General features: G+C 69.8%; 10 protein-coding genes. 7 read left to right on the top strand and 3 right to left on the bottom strand.

What is annotated here, in order from left to right; all coding sequences use genetic code 11:
* Positions 1-21 precede the first annotated feature (21 nt).
* The gene (locus GORHZ_RS11255; RefSeq protein WP_006333036.1) at positions 22-648 is read right to left on the bottom strand and encodes a GNAT family N-acetyltransferase; all 627 of its coding nucleotides are present in this window, start codon (positions 646-648) and stop codon (positions 22-24) included.
* A 99-nt stretch (positions 649-747) separates the two neighbouring features.
* Here GORHZ_RS11255 and GORHZ_RS11250 point away from each other — a divergent pair, with 99 nt between their 5' ends.
* From GORHZ_RS11250 to GORHZ_RS11225, 6 genes are all read left to right on the top strand, one after another.
* A complete protein-coding gene (locus tag GORHZ_RS11250) occupies positions 748-1,524 on the top strand; it encodes a thioesterase II family protein (protein WP_006333035.1) in 777 nt (258 codons plus the stop codon).
* Positions 1,521-2,846: a beta-ketoacyl [acyl carrier protein] synthase domain-containing protein gene (locus GORHZ_RS11245; protein ID WP_373279595.1), complete on the top strand. Its 1,326-nt coding sequence runs from the start codon at positions 1,521-1,523 to the stop codon at positions 2,844-2,846. The genes GORHZ_RS11250 and GORHZ_RS11245 overlap by 4 nt, the downstream gene beginning before the upstream one ends.
* On the top strand, positions 2,839-5,988 hold the full coding sequence (nbtC, locus tag GORHZ_RS11240; RefSeq protein ID WP_006333033.1) for a nocobactin polyketide synthase NbtC: 3,150 nt from the start codon (positions 2,839-2,841) through the stop codon (positions 5,986-5,988). Before GORHZ_RS11245 ends, nbtC begins: the two co-directional genes overlap by 8 nt.
* Before the next feature lie 61 nt (positions 5,989-6,049).
* The gene (locus GORHZ_RS11235) at positions 6,050-6,970 is read left to right on the top strand and encodes an MTB12 C-terminal domain-containing protein (protein WP_006333032.1); all 921 of its coding nucleotides are present in this window, start codon (positions 6,050-6,052) and stop codon (positions 6,968-6,970) included.
* A gap of 47 nt (positions 6,971-7,017) precedes the next feature.
* Positions 7,018-12,345 (top strand): non-ribosomal peptide synthetase, encoded by a 5,328-nt coding sequence (locus GORHZ_RS11230; RefSeq protein WP_006333031.1) that lies wholly within the window; start codon positions 7,018-7,020, stop codon positions 12,343-12,345.
* Positions 12,342-16,916, top strand: coding sequence for a non-ribosomal peptide synthetase (locus GORHZ_RS11225; protein WP_006333030.1), 4,575 nt, complete (start codon positions 12,342-12,344; stop codon positions 16,914-16,916). Before GORHZ_RS11230 ends, GORHZ_RS11225 begins: the two co-directional genes overlap by 4 nt.
* Positions 16,917-16,944: 28 nt before the next feature.
* Here GORHZ_RS11225 and GORHZ_RS11220 read toward each other — a convergent pair whose 3' ends face one another.
* Complete coding sequence (locus GORHZ_RS11220; RefSeq protein ID WP_006333029.1) at positions 16,945-18,321, bottom strand: SagB family peptide dehydrogenase; 1,377 nt, start codon at positions 18,319-18,321, stop codon at positions 16,945-16,947.
* Positions 18,322-18,331: 10 nt separating this feature from the next.
* Positions 18,332-19,309, bottom strand: coding sequence for an ABC transporter substrate-binding protein (locus GORHZ_RS11215; protein ID WP_006333028.1), 978 nt, complete (start codon positions 19,307-19,309; stop codon positions 18,332-18,334).
* Positions 19,310-19,487: 178 nt separating this feature from the next.
* Between GORHZ_RS11215 and GORHZ_RS11210 the strand changes: the two genes are divergently transcribed.
* Positions 19,488-19,868, top strand: a 381-nt coding sequence (locus tag GORHZ_RS11210) for a hypothetical protein (RefSeq protein WP_040531403.1), incomplete at its 3' end; no start/stop codon positions are given.

The raw sequence follows: 19,868 nt of genomic DNA, 5'->3' as shown, positions 1-19,868 counted from the left end.
GACGGCGTGCGCTCCCGCCGGTCAGGTCGCCGGGAGGTCGGCCGGGGTGCGGCCCAGGGCGTACAGGGCGATACGTCGGTCGGGGCGCACATCGAACTCGCCGAGGTCGACCCACCCCTGCTTCGTCAGCGCGCGACGCATCCGCGTGTTGCCTGCATCGGGTTCGAGAAGGATTCGGCGACAACGCGAATCGGTGTCGAACACCGCCCGGGCGAGGTCGGCCATGAACGCCGACATGATCCCGCGGCCGGTCAGCGCCGGGTCGGCGGTGGCGATGTGCAGACCCATGTCGTGCGGGTCGGCCGCATACAGCCGGGCGATCTCGTCGCGGGTGGGCCGGTAGAGCTCGATGTAGGCGACCTCGGTGCCGTCGAGCGCGACGATCAGCGGACGGGAGTAGTCGCCGGCCCGCCGGTGGGCGGAGTCGGCGCGCCACCGCTGCACGCCCCATTCCTGCTCCCACGTCTCCACCAGATGCGGACGCGCAAACCATTCGACCAGCATGTCGGGGTCGGTACCGTCCGGGTCCACGGGCCGCAGCGTGAAACGCCCGGTCAGGTCGGGGACGACCGGTCCGCCCGCCGCGACCACGTCGGCGGGGACGTCGGTGATCTCCCGACCGATCGAATAGGTCGCCGACGATCCCACGGCGACATGATCCGGACCGCTCGCACCCGGGAGGCGATGAACAGACATCATGCGGATTAGGTTAGCCTATGCTCAATCGCCAGTGAGAGAGGAGCGCACATGACGACACCCCCGAACACTCGGCCCACGATCGGTGTGCTGCGCCAGTTCCACCAGCCCCTGCGGCCCGATCTGCCGTTCCTGCTCATCTTCGGACACGCGGGCAGCGGAGCGTCGGCGTACCGGGCCCTGTCCGAACGGTTCAGCCGCGAATTCACCGTGCTGATCATGCAATACCCGGGACGGCAGGACCGCATGCGCGAACCCGCGGCCACCGCGCTGGCCGATCTCGCCGCCGAGGCGCACGCCGAGTTCGTGCAGCGCCCCGACGCGACGCGCGCTCCCGTCACCGTTTTCGGCCACAGCATGGGCGGCATCGTCGGCTTCGAGTTCGTCCGCCTCACCGAGCGCGCCCGCTCTTCCGACGTCGCCCGTCTCGTGGTGTCCGCGACGGCCGCGCCGAGCCGGGTGGCAGACCTGCCGCGCCACCCCACCGACGACGAGGGCTTGATGGCCCACCTGTCGGTGCTGGAGGGGACCGGTGGTCCGGTGATGGCCAGCGAGGCGGTGATGCGGATGGCGCTGCCGGTGCTGCGGGCGGACTATCTGGCCTTCGACGCCTACACCGCGTCGTCGGCCGACCGGATCAGCACACCGATCCGCGTGCTCGGGGGTGCCGACGACCCGGCGATCAAAGCCCACGAACTGCACGCGTGGAACGCGCACGGCGACGACGTGGCGGTGAGCGTGTTCGACGGCGGCCACTTCTACCTGCACGACAACGCGCACGAGGTGCTCGAGGTGTTGACCGAACCCGATACCGCGGCGGCGCGCTGATGGCGGGTATCGCCGAATCGATCGTGATCGCCGGGATGGCCGTCGAGGCGCCCGGCGGGATCGAGACCCCCGACGCGTTTTTCGAAGCGCTGGCCGGCGGTGACGAACTCATCGAACCGTTCCCGCGCGACCGGGACTGGCCGGTCGACCAGGTGCTGTCGCTCGGCTGGCTCGACGGTTGGGGCGAGGTCCCCGACGCCGGTGGCTTCCTGCGCGGCGCAGCGGAATTCGACCCCTTGTTCTTCGGAGTCAGCCCGCGCGAGGCGATCGCGATGGACCCGCAGCAGCGGGTCGCCGTGCGGGTGGCGTGGCGCGCGCTGGAGAACACCGGCATCGACCCGAGCGCCCTGGGCGGCGATGAGGTCGGCGTGTACATGGGTGCCTCCATCACCGAATACGGCCCGCGGGCGGCGGCGGTCAACGACCACAGCGGCCACCGGATCGCCGGGACCGCCCTGGGCGCGGTGGCCGGGCGAATCTCCCATGCCCTGGGCACCGTCGGGCCGTCCATGACCGTCGACACCGCATGCGCCTCCTCGCTGACGGCGGTACACCTGGCCGCCAACGCCATTCGCGGTGGAGAATGCGACTGGGCGCTCGCCGGCGGGGTGTGCGTGATGGGTTCGCCCGGCGCGTTCTTCGAGTTCGCGAAGAACAACGGCCTCGCCGCCGACGGGCACTGCCGCTCCTACAGCGCCTCGGCCACCGGCACTCTGTGGGGTGAGGGCGCCGGGGTGGTCGTACTCGAAACCGAGAGCCGTGCAAGACGATTGGGGCACCGCATCCTCGGGACCGTGCTGGCGACCCGCGTCAACCACAACGGCCGCGGGGCGCCGATCGTGGTACCGAGCGCCGACGCGCAACAGCGGCTCATCGAACGCACCGTCGCCGCGGCCGGGATCTGCCCGGCCGATGTCGACGTCATCGAGGGCCACGGGACGGGAACCCCACTCGGCGACCCGATGGAACTGCAGGCGCTGCAGAACACCTACGGTGCGGCCCGGCCGGCCGACGACCCGGTGCTGCTCGGATCGGTGAAATCCAACGCCGGTCACGCCCAGGCCGCGTCCGGGATTCTGGGACTGATCAAGGTCCTGCTGTGCGGCCGCCACGGCGTCACCGTCCCGAGCCTGTTCGCCGACGACCCCACCGACAAACTGGATTGGGATCGGGGTGCGCTGCGGCTGTCCACCGAGCGGCGGGAATGGCAACCCCGGGGTGGCCGACGCCTCGCCGCGGTGTCGAGTTTCGGCGTCGGCGGCACCAACGCGCACACCATCATCGCAATGCCCTTGACCGACAGAGACAAAGCCCATGTCTGAGAACACATCATCCGCACACGCCGCCTCCTACCGTCTGCCCGACGGCCGCATCCCGGTTCTGCTCTCTTCGGATGCCGCAGAGCTGCTCACGGCGGAGGCCGCGGCCCTGCGTGACTACGCTCGCACCCACCCCGACGTCCCCGCCGAGGCGATCGCCACGCAGGTGCTGCGGACGCGGCCGGCGCGGCGGTATCGCGCTCTCGCCGCCGTCACCGACACCGCCGAACTCGTCGAGGCGCTCGACTCGCTGGCACACGATCGTCCGCATCCGGCAGTGATCCGGGGGACGGGCGCGGCGACCCGGCGCCGGGTCGCCTACACCTACCCCGGACAGGGCAGCCAGCGACCCGGGATGGGCCGGCAGTTCTACAACCGGTCCGAGGCTTTTCGTCGGGCCGTCGACGCCTGCCACGAGCAGTCCCTGCAGCTCTTCGGATCGTCGCCCCGCGACTACGTGCTCGGCGACCTCGCCGGCGACGACGCTGCGGTCTCAGACGTCCGGGTGGTCCAGCCGGGCCTGTTCATGCAGATGGTCGGGCTCACCGCGATGTGGGATGCCGCCGGTGCGGTGCCCGCGATGACGCTGGGGCACAGCCAGGGTGAGATCGCGGCGGCCTACCGCAGTGGGGTGATGACGCTGTCGGATGCGTTGGCCATCGTCACCGTTCGCGCCCGCCTGGTCCACGAACTGTCCCCGCGCGGGCACACCATGGCGGTGGTGGGCATCGACGTCGACGAATGCGAGGCGCTGTTGGCCCGCCATTCGGGTTGGGCGCAACTCTCGGTGGTGAACTCGGCGCACATCCTGTGCGTCTCGGGCCGCCGCGAGTCCGTCCTCGAGATCGTGGACATGCTCACCGCGCAAGGGAAGTTCGCCAAGGAGATCCGGGTCGAATACCCGGCGCACACCAGCGTGGTCAGCGACTACCAGCCGGCCTTCATCGAGGCCCTCGGTACCTACCTCGAACACGGGCGCATGCTGCCCGGCGATCTACCGTGTATCGGCGCCACCCTCGGCGAGGCGGTCGACGAGTCGATGACGCTGGGCGACTACTGGTTCTGGAACCTGCGCAACCGGGTCCGGTTCGACAAGGCGGTCGCGGAATCCGTCACCGGGCACGGTGCCGACTTCTTCATCGAACTGTCCGAACATCCCACTCTGATCCTCGCCGTGGCCGAGACGTTGTCCGGCCTCGACGAGGCGAGCCCGGCCGACCGGCCGGTCATCGGCTCCTCGCGCCGCGACGCCGTAGGTCTCGAAGAGTTCACCCGCAGCCTCGCGACGCTCGCGGTCGCCGACACCGGGTTCCGCTGGGACGCACTCGCTACCGACGACGACGGGCCGCGGTGGTTGCCGCTGGAGGGATTCCCCAACACCGTCATGCGCCGCATGCATCTGTGGGCAGACCGCGACGCGGGGATGACCGACGAGGTCAACTCGCCCGAGTGGGCGACCGCGCGATCGGGTGGCGACGTCCAACGACTGGTCAGCCGATGGCAGCCACTCAAGCGACGAAAACTACTGGCACCGAGGACAATCGCCGTTCTCGACCCCACCGGTCAGTGTGCCGGACCGGGTGCCGAGATCTGCGCGGCCGCCGGCGGGCAGGGGGCGGTGGCGCGAATCGTCGACGACCCCGGCGCATCCGCGGACGTCATCGACACGGCCGTCCTGCTGGTGGGCCCGACCGGCACCAAACCCGACGAAGCGGCCGAACTGCTCGCACAGGTGCTCGCCGACGCCGGGTGGCGCGCCGGCCTCGAGACGCTGCCGGAACAGTTCTGGTGGGTGACGATCGGTGGGGAACAGGTCACCGACGACGATCCGGTACCCGATCCGCTGCACGGTCCGATCACGGCCGCGTTGCGCTGCGCGGCGGCCGAATACCCGACCGTCCGGTTCCGCCACCTCGATCTCGACCCGACATCCGATGTGCCGGTGGGAGATCGGGTGATCTCGGCCGTCCACGTCGCGGACGAACCCGAGTTGGCCCAGCGCGACGGCACCCTTTACGTCAAACGCCTGGAGTCGGCCGAGCCCGCGGACCACGTGAGTTCCCCCGACACCCGGCACATCCTGATCACCGGCGGCACCGGCAGACTCGGGATGGAGTTCTGCCGCCACTACGCGGCGGCGGCCGGCCGCGCGGGTCGGATCACCCTGATCAGTCGGTCGGGTGACACGCCCGAGACCGCGCGACGACTCGACGCGCTGCGTGCCCAGACCGGCACCGTTATCGACGTCATCGCCTGCGACATCACCGACGAATCAGCGGTGCAACAGATGGCATCCGCGCTGCCGGAACCGGTGACGATGATGATCCACACCGCGATGACCTACGTCGAGACCCCCGTCGACACGATCGACCGCACCCAGATCGCCGAGACCTGGGACGCCAAGGTAACCGGCCCGCGGCGCGTGCTCGCACACGTACCGGCCGCCGACGACCTCCACGTACTGCTCTGCTCGTCGCTGGCGGCGTCCCTGGGCGGCCGGGGCCAGGCCCTCTACGCGATGGCCAACCGTATGGTCGACATCACCGCCGCCGACCTGCGGGCCGACGGGTTCGCGGCGACCGCGATCCAATGGGGACTCTGGCAGGTGCAGGGACCCCTCGACGAAGGCGGTGTCGCACGGGTACGTGGCGCGGGAGTGATCCCGATGGTGCCGGCCGCCGCGCTGCGCGTCGGATTCGCCGACCTTGCCACCGACAGCGTCGTACTCTCGGCGGACTGGGCCGAATTACGTGATCTGCTCACTGTGTTCGGCTATCAGGCGGTGCTGCCGGATATCCCAGGCCCCGCAGCTTCGCCGCGCCGCGAGACCCCACCGGCCGAGCCGCCCGCCGGCCTCGAAACGGTGGATGAGCGCGACACGGTGCAATCGGTGTCGGATGACGCGAGGCCGGCTGCGGCAGCGTCGATCGGCGACGTCCTGCGGGCCGAACTCGCCACGGCCATGGGACTGACCGGAACCGGCGATGAACTCGATCCCGAGACACCGCTGGTCGCACTCGGGCTCGATTCGCTCCAGGCGCTGGACCTGCGCCGACGCGTCAAAAATGCTCTCGGACAGGATGTGCCGGTCGAGGCGATCCTCGGTGGCGCCTCGCTGCGCGAGATCGTCGACCTCATGCGCTGACAGCATCCGACCCCGACCCAGCGAGGTCGAGGCAATCACACTTACTGAAAGGAATGTTCTGATGTCACCCACCACCGGGTCGCCCGGCCCACCGTCGCCGATCTCGGCCGGCTACGACGACACAGAAACCGGGCCGATCGACTCGCCGACGTCTGTCGGCGACGATGCGGCACCAGAAGAGGACCGGATCGTCGCCGAGCCGTCATCCGCGCCCGAGCGTGGCGGCGTGCACTGGCCGACAGTCATGATGGCGGGGGGCGTTGCGGCGATCATCTCGTCGGTGATCGTGACGATCGGCGTTGTGGGTCTGCTGTTGTCGGATCTCGGCGACCGCAACGCGGCCGCGAGCGCACAGCCGACCGTGGTCAACCTCGGGTCCGCACAGGCTGCGGCACCACCGATGGCCGAGCCTGCCGGCGCGGCGGCGCAGTCCACCACGGCGGCAAAACCGTCAGCGGCCCCGCCGGCAACCGCCGCGCCCACGGACGGTAGCAGCGCGGATCTACCCGCCGGCGGCGGCGCCACGGGCGGCGGGATGCTGCCGGGTGCACCGGCCGCCCAGGGCGTGCCGGAGGCACCGGGCACCACCCAGCAGCAGACAACGGTCCAGCAGCAGAGCGCCACTCAGCAACGTCCTACCCCGACCGCAGCGCAGTTGCAGAACGATCTCGACACGCTCGCCGGCGGTGCTTCGACCGCCCAGAAGGCCCAACGCCTCGAGGGTGGCGCCAAGGCGGTCCGGCAGGCGCAACCGATCATGACCGTGCTGGCCCGCTTCAAACCGCTGGGCTTCACCTATCGGGTCACCGGCCCGGTCACCGTCACCGGTAACACCCTCAAGGCGACACTGGAATTGCGTTCGCCTGGTTGGAATCCCGCACAGATGCCGCTCTACTGGGTGTGGCAGGGCGGCCAGTGGAAGCTCTCCAACCGTTCCATCTGCGACATCGGCGCCTACGCCCAGATTCCCTGCTCACTCTAGAGAACCCGGTGGGATTGGTTAGGCTTACCTAATGTAGACTGTCGGTCATGTCTGACGGACACCTTCTTCGTAGAAAAGAACTGCTGCGCAAGCGACTCGAGGCCGACGGCCTCGCGAGCAGCACGGGAGACGTTCTCGTCACGACCGAGCGCCGTCCGGAGGGCTCGACGAGCCCGCTGTCGACGGCGCAGCGGCGACTCTGGTTCTCCTCGCACCGCGACCGGTCCGACACCAGCCTCAATGTCGGAGTCGCGCTGCGCCTCGACGGTCCGCTCGACCGGGACCGGCTCCGGCGAGCCTTCGACGAGATCGTCGCCCGCCACGAGATCTTGCGAACCACCTACGAACTGGGCCCCGACGGAGAACCTCTGGCACGGCATCACACCGCGGCCGTTGCGCCCTGGAACACCGCCGACATCAGCTCGCTGATCGGCCGAACACAGGATCGCCGCCTGCGGGTGCTGTCCCGCCGCGAGTTCGGCACACCGTTCGACCTCACCGCCGAGTACCCGCTGCGACTGCTTCTCGTCCGTCTTGCCGACCACGCGCACGTCCTGCTGCTGACCGTGCACCACATCGCCTGGGACGACGACTCGTGGCCGGTGCTGTTCTCAGAACTCAACGCCCGCTACAACGCGCTCGACGGCGCGCCGCCGTTACCCGACCTCGCCCGCCAGTACGCCGATCTGGCCGACTCGGATGCCGCGACCGCCGCCGCAGATCTCGAGTTCTGGCGCGAGCAACTGACCCCGCTACCCGAACCACTGGATCTCGCACCGGTCCGGGAAGTGACAGGTCCGGGCAGCGCACGCCTGACCCGACCGATCCCGAACGAATTATCCCGGCAGATCGAGACTTTCGCCCGCACCGTGTCGGTCACCCCCTTCACCGTCCATGTGGCGGCCACCGGCGCTCTCCTGCACCGGCTGACCGGTGCCGACGACGTCGTGCTCGCCGTGCCCGTCACCCATCGGCCCGCCGCGGGTGCCGGCCTCATCGGCTACTTCGGCAACTCCCTCCTGCTGCGCACGCGGCCGCGGTCCACCGACTCCTTCGCGGCGCTCACCCCAACCACGAGTCGGAACCTGGTGGCGGCCTTCGCGCATCAGAGCACGCCGATCGACGCGGTCGTCGGCGCGGTGAACCCCGAACGCATCGGCGGTGATGGCCTCACCCGGCTCGTCGCCGTCAGCGTCAGCGCGCGCGGCGCCACCGAAGGACTGGCCCTGACCGGGATCACCGCCACCCACCTCGACGAGCTGAGCATCCCCAACGGACAACTCCCGCTCGAGTTCGGAGTGGTCGGCGGCGACCGACCGGTCCTCGAACTCGAATACGACACAAGGCTTTTCACCGACGCGATCGCCTCTGGACTCGTCGACACGTACCTACACCTGCTGCGCACCGCGATCGCGGAGCCGGCCCGGCCGATCCGCGACCTGGAACTGCTCGATCACGCCGCGCGCGCCCGCGTTCTCGCGGCGTCGGCCGGACCCACGTCCCCCCGAGCCGAGGTCACCCTCGTCGACCTGTTCGCCGGAACCGTGGCCGCCCGACCCGACCACGAGGCGCTCGTCGCCGACGACGCGACACTCACCTACACCGAACTCGACACCCGATCGAACCGGCTGGCGCACTGGCTGATCCGATCCGGTGTCGGACCCGAGGACATCGTGGGCCTGCGGATGGGCGGCTCACTCGGCTTCGTCGTCGCCGCGCTCGCCGTGCTGAAGAGCGGCGCCGCCTATCTCCCCATCGATCCCACCTACCCGGACGAGCGCACTGAGTTCCTGATCTCCGACGCCGCAACGCGACTCGTCCTCGACGCCGGCGACCTTCCTCGCGCGGAGGCCGAGGCCGAGGCAGTCGGCCCCGACGCCGACCGGGCCCCGACCGACGACGACCGCCGGTCGCCGCTGCGTCCGGGGAACCTCGCCTACGTCATCTACACCTCCGGTTCCACCGGCACCCCCAAGGGCGTGCCGGTGGCCCACGACGCGATCGCGGATCATCTCGTCGGTTTCGGTGCCGGCGAGGTGCTCTCCCCGGCGGATCGTCTGGTGCAGACCTCGTCGGTCAGCTTCGACGCCTCCATGTTCGAGATCTTCTGCACCCTGGCCGTCGGTGCCACCCTGGTCATCCCGGAACCCGACGCGGTGCGCGACATCGGCTACATGGCCGATCTGCTGGTGCGGCAACGGGTCACCGTGATGCACATGGTGCCCACCCTGCTGTCCACGCTGTTGATGGTGCCCGAGGTCAAACAGTGGACCATGCTGCGCACCGTGCCGGTGGGTGGCGAGGCGCTCGCCGGTGAGGTCGCCGACGCCTTCACCACCACCTTCGACGCCGCGCTGTCGAACAACTACGGTCCCACCGAGGCGGTCGTCGCCGCCACCCACTATCCGGTCGACCGGCCGCAGGGCAACGCCATCGTGCCCATCGGGACACCGAACACCAACGTCACCAGCTATCTGCTCGACGCCGGACTGCACCTCGTCCCCGACGGCGTCGTCGGCGAAATCTATCTCGGTGGAACACAGCTCGCGCGCGGCTATCTCGGGCGGTCCACGCTCACCGCCGCCCGGTTCGTCGCCGACCCGTTCACCGACGGCGGCCGACTCTACCGCACCGGCGACCTGGCACGCCGTAACGCCGACGGAGACCTCGAGTTCGTCGGCCGCGCCGACGAGCAGGTGAAGGTCCGCGGCTACCGGATCGAACTCGGCGAGGTGGAGGCCGGATTGACCGGTCACCCTGACGTCGCCCACGCCCTGGTCCTCGTCGACACCGCCGACACCGGAGCACGACTCGTCGCCTACGTGATCGCCGAACCAAACGCCGCACACGACCTCGACATCGACGACGTGACCGCCCACGCCCGCGCGGTACTGCCCGACCACATGGTGCCCTCGGCGATCGCCGTCATCGACGAGGTGCCGCTGACCGTGCATAGCAAACTGGACCGCGACGCACTGCCGATCCCGACGACCGCACCCCGGTCGGATCGGGCCCCGCAGACGCCGACCGAGAAACGGATCGCGGCGGTGTACGCCGAGATCTTCGGCACCGCCGACATCACCGCCGGTTCCTCCTTCTTCGACCTCGGCGGGCATTCCCTGCTCGCGGCCCGACTGGTCACCATCCTGAGCACCGAGTTCGGTATCGATGTGGATGTCCGACTGCCGCTGGACAATCCGACGGTGACCGGGCTCGCCGCCGCCGTGAACACCGCGGTGCGCGACGAATACGGCATCGACCTCGACGAACTGGGCGACCTCGACGACACCGCCGACCTCGGTGACGACACGGTCACCGCCGACCCGGCCGCGATCGGCCTCGGCGGTCGGCCGGCGCTGGCCCATGGAGCGCAACCCGATCCGATCCCGTTGTCCTACGCGCAGTTGGCGATGTGGTTCGCGCATCGCTTCGAGGGGCCGGCCGCCGCCGGCAACATTCCTCTCGCGCTGCGGATCGACGGGCCGCTGGACACCGGGGCACTGCACACCGCCCTGGCCGACGTACTCGCACGCCACGATGCGCTGCGGACCACCTTCGTCGACCGCGCCGGGCTGCCGACCGCCCGAATCGCCGACAACGTCGAGATCGACGTGCCCATGGTGGAGGTGGCGACCTCCGAGGACCGCGACCGGGCGCTGGCCGCCGCCCGCGCCCGCGTCTTCGACCTGTCGGTCGCACCCCTGGTCGCAGCCACGCTGGTGCGCCAAGGCGACATCTCACACGTGCTGTCGCTCGTGGTGCACCACCTGGTGATCGACCATGGGTCCGTCGACGTGATTGTTCGCGATCTGATCACCGCCTACCGCGCACGCGCCGCCGGGGCGGTACCACAATTCACGCCACTCACCCTGACCTACACCGACTTCGCCGTCTGGCAGCATCGGGTGTTCCCCGCCGGTGCGGACGCCGCGGACTCCGAAGGCCCCGCGGAGTTCGGTCGCGCCGAGATCGACCACTGGCGCCGAGCGCTCGCCGGGCAACCCGACGAGATCACCGTGGCCACCGACCATCCACGACCACAGGCTCTGTCCACGAGGTCGGTACTCGCCGATTTCGTCGTCTCCCCGACGACCCGCCGGCGCGTGCGCCGTGTGGCCGACGACTGCGGCGCCACCGAGTTCATGACACTCACCGCGATGCTCACCGGGTTGCTGACACGTCTCGGCGGCGGCGACGACATTGCGATCGGCACCCCGGTCGCGGGCCGCATCGATCCGGGCACCGACGCACTGGTCGGGCTGTACGCCAACATGGTGGCGCTGCGTACCCGCACCGACGGCGATCCGACACTGCGGCAACTCATCGGTCGGGAACGCGACACCGTCCTGGACGCCTTCGCTCACCAGGACGTCCCGATCGAGCGTCTCGTCGAGGCCCTCAACCCGCGCCGTACCCGGTCCCGCAACCCGTTGTTCCAGAGCATGATCCACTTCCGGGACCGCGATCAGAACAGCGAGGGACGCCTCCTCGACGAGGCGGGTCGCACCACGGTGGCGCTGCTGCCGGTAGAGCAGGACACCTCCTTCCTCGACCTCAACGTGAACCTCGCCGTCACCGAGGACGGTGGCATCGACGGCCGGTTCGTCGCGGCCGCCGACCTCTACGAACCCGACACCGTGGCGGCGATGGCCGCGGGCTTCGTCGCGATGCTCGACACCCTCGCCGACGCTGCGGACACCGCGCTGTCGGCGGTGGTCGTTCCGCCGCTGCCCGGGCTGATCACCCCGGACCGGCACGGCGAGGACCCGGCCCGGCTGGTGGAGCTCATCGTCACCGAACGACCGCGGCGCGTGCAAGCGGGCCCGCGGACTCTCGCGGCCCTGCAGCACACCGGGATCACGGATCTCGGCTCCGTCCGCGAATGGGTGGTCACCGGGGCGGGAGCGCCTGCGGCGCTGGCGGAGTCGCTGGCCGCACTCGCCCCCGGATCCCGGTTCACCGACCCGTACACCGACACCGCCCCCGCTCCGACCGTGATCGCGACGGCCGCCACCGCCGGCGGCGGCGCACAGAGCCCGACCGAGGAGCGCCTCGTGGCGATCCTGTCGGAGCTACTCGGCGTGGACGGCCTCGGCCGCGACGACAACTTCTTCGCGGTCGGCGGGGACAGCGTGATCTCCATCCAGTGGGCCGCACGGGCCGCCGCCGAAGGGATCGCCCTGACACCCCAACAGATCTTCGACCATTACACGATCGCCGAACTCGCCGCGGCGGTCGACGCGGCCGGGTCGGAGGCTCTCAATGGCGGAGACGGGGGGTCCGACACCGCCGTCGACGCCGCCCCGATGACCGCGTCCGGCCTCAGCGACGACATGCTCGCCTCACTCGGGGCGGCCTGGAGGTCACAGCAATGAGCACCGCACCCGAGATCGAGGACATCCTCGCGCTGAGCCCCCTGCAGGAGGGGCTGTTCACGCTGTCGGAGATGACCGGCGACGGATTCGACGTCTACTCCATGCAGTTCACCGTCGAGATCACCGGACTGCTGGAGGTCGGCCGACTCAAACGCAGCGTGGACACGATTCTGCGCCGCCACCCCAATCTGCGGGTGTCACTGTGGGACAGAGACATTCCGCGTCCTGTGCAGATCGTGCCCGCTGTCGTCGAGACGCCCTGGGAGGAACTGACCGCCACCGCGAGGCAGTTTGACGCGATCGCGACCGCCGAACGCGCGACCCGGTTCGACCTGCGGCGCGGGCCGGCGCTGCGGATCAAACTCATCGATCTGCCCGAAGGCCGGCGCCGGTTGCTCGTCACCGCCCACCACATCCTCATGGACGGCTGGGCGATAGCCCTGTTCTTCCGTGAGCTGCTGTCCATCTACTCCGCCGACGGGTCCGACGCCGGGTTGCCGCCGGTGCGGCCCTACCGCAACTACATCGCGTGGCTCGCCGCCCAGGACGCCGATCGCGCCCGCACTGCCTGGATCGACTACCTCCACGGTGTGGAACCGCTGATGCTCGGCGCACCCGGCTTCGCCGCCACCGAACCCGCCCGCACCCGACACCGCTTGCCGCAGGAATACACCCAGAAGCTGGTGGCGTGGGCGCGCTCGAGGGGATTAACCCTCAACACCGCCGTGCAGTACGCGTGGGCCACCGTCCTGGGCCGCCTCACCGACCGCGACGACGTTGTGTTCGGCACCACCATCTCCGGGCGCCCGCAGACACTGCCCGGTGCCGAGCAGATGGTGGGCCTGTTCATCAACACCGTCCCGTCCCGGGTACGACCGACCGGCGGCGACCCGGGCGCACGGGGCACCGTTGCCGAGAACTGCGTTGCGCTGCAACGCGAATCCATCGCGATGCGCGACCACGGGTATGTCGGACTCGCCGAGATCCAGCGCGCCGCCGGGCATGCCGCGCTCTTTGACACCCTGTTCGTGTTCGAGAACGCGCCGATCGGTGCGGCGACCGAGCCCTTCACCGCCGCCGACGGCACCCGATTCCTGCCGCTGGCGATGGAGAGCCTCGCACACTATCCGCTCACCGTCGTCGCCTACCTCCTCGACGGCGAACTCGTCGTCATCACCGAGGCCGTCGACGACGCGCTCGGCGCGATCTCGCCGGCCGACGTCGCCGAACGCGTGCTGTGGGTCCTCGAACAGATGCCGGACCGCGCCGACGAGCACCCCGACCGGCTCGACGTCCTGTTGCCGCACGAACGCGATCGCGTCGACGCCGACCGCTCGGGACACCCGGGAGCCACCGATCGGGCCGACAGCGTCGATCGACCGGCCACCGCCACGGCCGCGTTTGTCGACCAGGTGACGCGCACACCCGACGCACCCGCGCTCATCACCTCGTCGACCACCTACACCTATCGTGAACTCTGCTCGGCGGCAGCACGTCTCGCATCCGAACTCGCCGCCCAGGGTGTCGGTGCCGAATCCGTGGTCGGCATCGCCGTGCCCCGATCGGCCGAGTCGGTCGTCGCCATCCTCGCCACCTTCCTGGCCGGCGGTGCCTACGTGCCCATCGATGTGGCGCTGCCGGATCAGCGGGTGGCCGGCCTCGTCGGACAGTCCGACGCGGTCCTCCTCGTCACCGACATCGCCCATGCCGAGCGGTTTGCTCCGATGGCCCCTCTGATCGTGCTCGACGACCCGGACACCGCCGACCGCATCGCGCGGCGCCCCGCGACGGCCAACCCGGTGGCGAGTCACCCCGACACCGCCGCCTACGTGATCTTCACCTCCGGCTCCACCGGAGAACCCAAGGGGGTCATCGGCACTCACGCCGCGCTGGTCAGCTACTGCCGTGATCATCGTGATCGGATGCTGGCACCGGCGCGTGCCCGTCTCGGGCGTCCACTACGGGTCGCGCACGCTTGGACGTTCAGTTTCGACGCGTCGTGGCAGCCGCTCGCGGCGCTCCTCGACGGCCACGCGCTGCACCTGTTCACCGACGACGAGATGCGGGACGCCGGACGGCTCGTCGCCGCACTGGGTGAGCACCGGATCGACATGATCGACACCACGCCCTCGATGTTCGGTCAGCTGGCCGCGGCGGGTCGCGTCGCCGACGGTTCGGCCGAGGCCGCCGGGGGACAGGGTCACCTGACGGTGCTTGCCCTCGGCGGTGAGGCGATCGGCCCGGAACTGTGGAATCGGTTGGCCGCGTCGCCGTCCACGACCGTGCACAACTGTTACGGGCCCACCGAGACGACCGTCGAGGCCGTCGTCGCGTGTATGGGCGACTCGCCGGACCCCACGATCGGCACGGCTACCGACCGGATGACCGCCCACGTGCTCGACTCGCGCCTCCGCCCGGTCCCCACCGGGGCGGTGGGGGAGCTCTATCTGTCCGGCACCCAGGTGACCCGTGGCTATCGGGCGCGTCCCGCGATGACGGCCGCCCGTTTCGTCGCCGACCCGGCCCGGCCGGGTGCCCGCATGTACCGCACCGGTGATCTGGTGCGGTACAACCGTCGCGGCGATCTGGAGTTCGTCGGCCGCAGCGACGACCAGGTCAAGATCCGCGGCTACCGCATCGAGATCGGTGAGATCGAAGTGGCGCTGCGGGCACTGTCCGGCGTGGACGCCGCCGCGGTCACGGTCGTCGAGCGATCCGCGGGCCCGGCGCTCGTCGGATTCGCCGCGGGTGCCGGTCTCGAGGCCCGCGCGCTCCGTGGCCGCCTCGCCGACACTCTGCCATCGCATATGGTGCCGGCGCGCATCGTCTGCCTACCGATTCTGCCGGTGAACACCAACGGCAAACTCGACACCCGTATCCTGGCCGATTCCGCCTCCGCAGCACTGCAATCCCGGCCGGGCCGCGACGACGCGGATCTGACCGACACGGCCCGCACCGTGCAGAAGGTGCTCGGCGAGGTGCTCGGCACCGCCCCCGGCGCCGACGAGGACTTCTTCGATCTGGGTCTCGACAGCATCATCGCGATGGCCGCCGTCCACCGGCTACGCGACCTGGACCTGACCGTCACCCCGCGGATGGTGCTGTCCCACACCACCGTCCGCGACCTCGGCGATGCCATCGACCGAGCCGCCGACGAGGCCGTCGACGCGGTGACGGCGGGCGTCGGGCTCGTCGAGGCGCTGCCGGTGGTCGAGCAGATGTACGAGTACGGCAACTACCGCCGGTTCACCCAGACCGTGCTGTTCACCCTGCCGCGAGGGTTGTCCGACCCCGACCTCGTCGCCGTGCTGCAGGCCCTCGTCGACGGCCACGACATGCTGCGCGCGCACCTGACCCCGGACGGGTTGCTCACCCGCGCCGCCGGTGTCGTGGACGCGGCGACGGTCCTCACCGCGGTCGATGCAGGCGACCTTGGGCCCGCGATCACCGCTGCGGCCCGCCGTGCCAACGACGCGGTCGACCCGGCCGACGGCCGGATGCTGGCGGCAGTCCGATTGCGCCGCAGCAGCTCCGCCGACATCCTACTGCTGGCCGCGCACCATCTCGCCGTCGACGCGGTCAGCTGGCAGATCATCTTCGCCGACCTGGCGGAGCTGGGTGCTGCGATCGCCGCCGGGCAGCCGCTGTCGCCGCCGGTGGAGGCGAGTGACTACCGGGCGTGGTGTCGGTTCGTGGCGTCGCGGCACGGCGATCCCGACGTGACGGCGCAGCGGGAGCATTGGCTGCGGCAGGTCGGCGCACCGGACCCGGCACTCGGTGCGCGGCACCCGGACCCGCGCCGCGACACCTGGTCGTCGCTTCGGCCCATGGTGTCGCTGACCGATCAGACCACCACCGCGACGATCCTCGCCGGCCTCGACCGCCGTATCGGTATGCGCGAGTTCCTGATCAGCGCACTGACCCTGACGTTGGCGAGCTGGCGACGCGAGCGCGGCGAGGACCCCGCCTGCGGTGCCTACCTCGCGCTGGAAGGCCATGGGCGCGAGGATGCGCTGGCCGGCCCGACGATGGACACCACCCGCACGCTCGGCTGGTTCACGTCGGTGTTCCCGGCACGGCTCGGCGTGGGCCATGACCTCGACGCGCAGCGCGTCGTCGCCGACCCCGACGCCGGACGGGCCCTGCTCGACGACGTCGTCGACCAGCTTGCCGCGATCCCCGCCGCCGGCCTCGACTTCGGCGTCCTCAAATACACCGCCGGCGATCCGGATCTGCGGGACGCGGCGGATCCTCAGGTCGAGTTCAACTATCTCGGACGTTACGACCTGCACACCGAACACGACGTGTCGTCGGGGTCGGCGCCGTGGGCTCCGATCACCGACCTCGACGTCAACCGTAACCTGCCCTCGGATCCGGAACCCGATCTGCCGCTACGCTATGCGCTCGACGTCGTCGCGGTGGTCCGCGGCACACCGGAGGGTTCGCAGCTGGTCGCCAACTGGCGCTACAACGACGCGGTGCTCACCGAGACGCAGACCGCGCGACTGACCGAGTTGTGGCAACGCTCGGTCGCCGCGCTCGCCGCGGCGCTAGCCGGGTCGGCGACCTGACACCCGCCCCGCGCAAGGCGCGGGGCGCTCAGGCGCGGGGTGTGCCGACGACGAAGGTGCCGACGTTGCACTCGACGAGCTCGTCGGCGCCCGTCGCCTCGGCGAAGGCCGCGGTGTCGCCGTAACCCTGTGCGACACCACCGAGTCCCATCGCGGTGGAGGTGAGATAGAGCGACTGGGTGAGCACACCGACATGCTTGAGGATCACCGCATACGGCATCTGCTCGTAGGCCCACATCATCCGGCCCGCCCTCGCCGCGATCGCGAACATCACCTGTGGGCGCTGCCCATCGGCCAGCGTCAACGATGCGGGCGCGATCAGCCGCTCGACGGCCGGATTGTCGTATGCTGCCACCGGCCGCAGCACGTGCTCGAAGGAGTCGTAGTGATACATCCCCGCCGGCACACCCGCGACAGTGCGCACCACCGGATAGATCTCGAGCTCGTAGAGCGAACCGCCCGACGGATACGGTCGTGACGGCAGTTGCTCGGGCACAGGACGATTCGCGTCCACGGTGCGGACACTGCGCGTGCGCGCACATCGATACAGCAGTTCACCGAGCTGTGCGAGGGTGACCGGACGTGTGTCGTCGAAGTCCCGCACCGACGTGCGGTACTCGACGACCGCGGTGAACGGCCGGTCGTCGCGACGCAGCGCGTCCAGGTCCGGCGTGGGCAACGAGATGGCCGCGCCGGGATAGGGTTCGCGTCGGGCGGGCGTCGGTTCGAACGCGCCGTCGGCCCAGCGCGACGGTCCGAACCCGGCGAACGCCGCCGCCCGGTTGCCGACGGTGCTGCGCCGATGAAACCACAGCTCGTGCGGACTCCAACTGCGCGTGGCGAACTCGCGCGTCTCCACGCCGGGTGCGACGGCATGACCGGCCCACGCGAGATCTGCCCGCATGCGGACTGCGACCGCGGGCGGCAGCGCCGCAATCGGGTCGGTGTCGAGGCCGCTGAGCACGCCGAGCGCCGCCGCGTCGCGCACCACGATGTCACACCACGACCGCGGGTTCTCCGAGATCACGTCGACGTCGACGCGACGGACCACTGTGAACCGCGAGGACTCCAGACGCAGGTCCGACGGTGCCGGCCGCGGACCGGGCGGTCGCCGGAACGGCCTCAGCGAGTACAGATTCCGTCCGTCGACAGACACGGTGAGCTCGACGACCCCGGTCGCGACAAGCCGGTCGAGGAACTCGGCGGTGGCGGCGTCGGCCTGGTCCGAGATGTCGAGGGGTCCGGCGTTGAGCCGACGCAGCAGCGCCACCTGCGCCGGCGACAAGCCGACCAGCCGCTGTTTCGCCGGCAGCAGCACGGCGACACCGCCGCCGCCGAGCAGACACCGTGCGCCGGGGGTCAGCGAGTAGGCGGTACGTGTCACCGTGGTGTGGGTGCTCGTCATCGTGGTGTTCTCACTGCGCCGCGTTCTCGAGCGCCGGATAGATCTTGTCCAGCAAGTAGGGGATCGACAACGGTGTCGGCTCGTTCAGGCCGCCGATCTCGGCCACCGACATCTGGCTCACCGCATCGCCGCGCACGGAACTCAGTGCCTGGTAACCGGGCAGCGCCGCCAGGGTGGACATCAACTGCTCGGTGTTGGCGGTGACCACGAGCATGTCGGAGTTCAGCAGGGGCACATTCTCCGTCGAGATCGGGAAACGCGGCTGACCGTTCTTCTCGTACTCGGAGACCAGCGTCGGCGCGATACTCATCCCGAGGGAGGTGAACAGGTTGGTGGCGCCGTCCTCCGGGTCGCCGAGGACCTGGATCTGATCGCCCGAGTACATGTAGGCCATCGTGTAGGTCTTGCCCTCGAGACCGGGCAGATTCTGTTGGGCGGCATCGATCTTCGCATTGACCGCGTCGGTGATCTCGGTGGCCTTCTCCGGCTGCCGCAGCACCGTCCCGAGGAAGCTGACCATGTCCTCCCACGGGTCGATCTGCTTGCCGGTGATACCCGGAATGGTCGGCGCCAATTTCGACACGTTCGCATACAGGTCCGGTTGACCCTCGGCCATGTACCCGGTGGCGAGGATCAGGTCGGGTTCGGCCTTGGCGATCTGTGCGACGGTGTCGTCGGTGCTCAGGGCCGTCGAATCGGCGAGCTGGTCCCGAGCCCAAGGAGCAGGGTCACCGGTCAGCACGGCGATGTTGTCCAGATAGGCCACCGGCGTGACCCCGAACGCCAACGCCACGTCGATCCACTGCGCGCCGAGCGCAACGATGCGTTTCGGTACCCCGGTGATCGTCACCGACCCCTTGGACGTGTTGACCTGGATCGGTGCCCCTCCGGCCTCGGTGGATTCGTCGGGTGCGCTGCACGCGGTCAGGGCGGTAAGCAGGACCGCGAACACCGCGATGAGCAGACTGAGACGTCGGCGCGTAGTCATGAGAGGAGCTTAGCCTAAGCTAACTCCGGGACCTCGCGTGCTCACCCGAATTGCGTGTTCTCGCCGGGTCGGGCGCATCGTCGGCGCGTACTCAGCCGAACTCAGCGGCCTCTCAGTGGCGGCGAGCAAGCCTGTGGTCAGATCGTCGATCCGGCGATCCGGTCAGAAAGGAAACAGCATGCCTCAGCACTCGCCCCGTCGGATACGTCGCATCCGAAACAGCATCCTCGCAGCGGGTTTCGCCGCAGCGGTGGCCATCGGATTCGGAGCCGGCGTCGCCAACGCGGTGCCCGGATTCGACTCGGGCACCGGTTCGTCGATGCAGTCGTCCGGACCGGGCAACGCGGCCCCTCCGACCGGCTTTCTGGGGGCCGATCAGGTCACACCGAGCTCGACTGATCAGACCCAGAGCCAGGAGGCGCTCGCCCCGGAGTCCTCGGTGGTGGGCCCGTCGGGGGAATCGTCCGATCACCACAATCGCGATGGCGACGGCAGCGACTACAACGAGCCCAACGAACACAACGATCTGAACGAGACCGGCGAGCACGCGGAAGTTGGC

It is taken from the genome of Gordonia rhizosphera NBRC 16068, from assembly GCF_000298195.1.
GTDB classification, from domain to species: domain Bacteria; phylum Actinomycetota; class Actinomycetes; order Mycobacteriales; family Mycobacteriaceae; genus Gordonia; species Gordonia rhizosphera.
This window is presented reverse-complemented; position numbering and strand designations above follow the sequence as displayed.